Below are 3,177 nucleotides of genomic sequence, written 5' to 3' on the forward strand. Positions count from 1 at the left end.
GCGGACCGACCGCCGAGTTCATCGCCCGGGTCGGTGCCGAGGTACGCCGGCGAAGAACGGGCCGCCGTCTTACCGTTCAACAGCTCGCCGACACCGCCGGGGTCAGCCGGCGGATGCTCACCCTGATCGAGCAGGGTCAGGCCAACCCCAGCCTCGTCACCGTCGACAGGGTCGCCAGGGCGCTGGGCACCGACTTCGCCTCACTGACCCGCGACACCCAGCCGGATCCCGTCGCGGTCAACGAACCAGGCTCCGCCGCTGGCGTGTGGTCCTCCGCCGCGGGCAGCCGCGCCGCACTCCAGGTTGCGACACAGCGGCAGCCATCGGCCGAGCTCTGGGAGTGGGTGCTCCAGCCGGGCGACCGCTACGACGCCCAGCCCGACGCCGCCGGGTCGGAGGAGCTGTTCCTGGTCCTTAACGGTGCCCTCACCCTCGAGGTCGAGGGACTCGAACCCGTCACCGTGAAGGCCGGGGGCTCGGCTCGCCTGGCCAGCGACCGCAGCTATGTGTACGCCAATCACGGCCGCGAGCCAGCCCGCTACGTCCGCGTGGTCCGTCTCGGCTGACGCACGCTGTCTTTCGGGGGCTGGTGCGGTGCGAGTAGCCGATTTATGGTGGCAGTCGGGTGATGAGGCAAAGGAGGGGTCAATGAAGACCAGGGCCGCGGTCTTGCGCGGGACAGGCCAGGATTTCGAGATCGCCGAGTTGGACCTGGATCCGCCGAAAGCGGGCGAGGTCCTCATTCGCTATGTGGCTGCCGGGCTTTGTCACTCCGATGAGCACCTGCGGCACGGGGACCTCGTGCCGCGCTTCCCGCTCGTGGGCGGGCATGAGGGCGCCGGGGTCATCGAGGAGGTCGGCGAGGGCGTTACCCGGCTCAAGCCGGGTGATCATGTGATCTGCTCGTTCCTGCCGGTCTGCGGTCACTGCCGGTGGTGCTCGACGGGCAAGTCGAACCTGTGCGACATGGGTGCCACCATCCTGGACGGCTCCCTGCCCGATGGCACCTACCGGTTCCACGCCGGCGGCGAGGACTTCGGCGGCATGTGCATGCTGGGTACTTTCTCCGAGCGCGCCACCATCTCCGAGAACTCCTGCATCAAGGTCGATCCTGACCTGCCGCTGGACAAGGTCGTCCTGATCGGCTGCGGGGTCCCCACCGGCTTCGGCTCGGCCGTCCACGCCGCCGCCACCGAGCCCGGCGACACGATCGCCATCTACGGGATCGGCGGGATCGGCATCAACGCCGTGCAGGGGGCCGCGCTGGCCGGGGCACGCAACGTCGTGGCCATCGACCCGCTGGCCAACAAGCGGGAGATCGCCGAGCAGCTCGGCGCCACCCACAGCTGTGAGACCGCCGAGCAGGCGCAGGAGCTGATCAGCGACCTGACCCGCGGGGTGGGTGCCGACAAGGCGATCGTCACCGTCGGCGTGGTGACCTCCGAGGTCGTCACCAGCGCCTTCAACGCGATCCGCAAGGGCGGCACGGTCGTGGTGACCGGGCTCGCCGATCCCGCGAAGAACACGATCGAGCTGTCCGGTGCCGTGCTGACCCTGTTCGAGAAGCGCATCCAGGGCAGCCTGTTCGGATCCGGCGACCCGTTCCACGACATCCCGCGCATGGTAGAGCTGTACCAGGCCGGTGATCTCAAACTGGATGAGCTGATCACCAGCACCTACACTCTCGACCAGATCAACCAGGGGTATCAGGACCTGCTGGACGGCAAGAACATCCGCGGGGTGATCCTGCACTCTGCCCCCTGAACCACTCTGCGCCCTGAACCACTCTGCCCCCTGAACGGAGACACCGTGGCAGCTGCCTCACCCGGCCAGCCGTCGCCCATCGTGGGACTGCGCCGGGAACGCGAGGTGCTCGCGGTGGCCCTGGAGACCGGTCGGCACGTGGTGATCGAGGGACCACCCGGCACCGGCAAGTCAACCCTCCTGCGCGATATCGCGCGGCAGGTGGGCAGGGCCGTGGTCTTCGTCGAGGGCAACGCCGAGCTGACCCCGGCGCGGCTGATCGGGCAGTACGACCCGTCCCAGGTCCTCGCCGAAGGCTACGTCCCCGCCAGCTTCAGCGACGGCCCGCTGCTGCGAGCCATGCGGGCCGGCGCGCTGCTGTATGTGGAGGAGTTCAACCGGATCCCTGAGGAGACGCTCAACGTCCTGATCACCGTCCTCACCGAAAGCGAGATCACCGTGCCCAGGCTCGGTGCGGTCCGGGCCGGGGAAGGGTTCCGGCTGGTCGCCGCCATGAACCCGTTCGACGCGATCGGCACGGCGCGGGTCAGCCAGGCCATCGCCGACCGGATCTGCCGGGTCGTGCTCGGGTACCAGGACGCCCCGGCCGAACGGCAGATCACTCGCATGGCCACCGGCACGAACGGTCAGGTCGTGGACTTCGCGGTGACGCTCACCCGGGCTACCCGCCAGCACCGCGATGTGCACATGGGCTCCTCGGTCCGCGGGTCGATCGACCTGGTGCTGCTGCTGACCGGCCTGGCGCGGTTGCGCGGCGAGACCAGCCTGGCCCGGCCCACCGCCCGTGACGCCGCCTACGCGGCCCTGTCCGGGCGGATCCGGATCGCCGACGGCTGCGACCGGACCCCCGAGTCCGTGCTGGATGAGTTGCTGGCGGAACTGTGGCCGGCGGACACGCCGCAGCCCGAGCTCACCGATGGCCGGGGCGGCGCCGGTGACGACGGCGCCCCATCGGACGGCCAGGGAAAAGCTGACCGCCTGCCGCCGACCGCGGCAGGCGACTTCTTCCAGCGTCCGCAGTCCGCTCAGGCCCGCCGCCGGGACCGCGCGCGAAGCAGCGCCGTGCGTACCGTCAGCCGTGCCGAACTGGCCGCCATGCACCCGTCCTTCACGGCGGTGTCCCCCACCCTCGGCCAGCTCGATGAGGAGGCGTTCACCCGGGCGCTGGCGGCCGGCCCGGAAGACGCGGCGACGCTCCTGGCGGATCTCAGCCACGCGACCGACCGGGAGCTGCGTGCCGCCGCGCACCGGCTGGCGGCGCGGGTCTTCTTCCGGCTGGGCCGGGCAGCCCAGCAGCCGTCTACGGGCGTCCAGCGGCTCGGCGCCGGGACCGCCGACGGCGACCTCGACCTCGAACGGACCATCGACCTCTGGTCCGGGCCGTGGCCGCCGGCCGCCGACGAGCTGGTGACC

Annotated in this window: 3 protein-coding genes; all 3 read left to right on the forward strand. The window is 70.6% G+C overall.

Features of this window, described 5'->3' with window-relative positions:
* A partial coding sequence (locus WA805_RS13100; protein ID WP_425242467.1) for a helix-turn-helix domain-containing protein occupies window positions 1-566 on the forward strand: 566 nt, incomplete at its 5' end.
* A gap of 82 nt (window positions 567-648) precedes the next feature.
* Window positions 649-1,764 (forward strand): NDMA-dependent alcohol dehydrogenase, encoded by a 1,116-nt coding sequence (locus WA805_RS13105; protein WP_422272607.1) that lies wholly within the window; start codon window positions 649-651, stop codon window positions 1,762-1,764.
* Window positions 1,765-1,809: 45 nt separating this feature from the next.
* Window positions 1,810-3,177: AAA family ATPase (locus WA805_RS13110; protein WP_425242468.1), on the forward strand; the 1,368-nt coding region annotated here is incomplete at its 3' end.

The sequence above is a fragment of the Trebonia sp. genome (assembly GCF_049794275.1).
Classification (GTDB): Bacteria; Actinomycetota; Actinomycetes; order Streptosporangiales; family Streptosporangiaceae; genus Trebonia.

Bases quoted from the DNA above. Each gene is read 5' to 3' on its own strand.
- WA805_RS13105 (WP_422272607.1), top strand. From the start codon at position 649: ATGAAGACCAGGGCCGCGGTCTTGCGCGGGACAGGCCAGGATTTCGAG.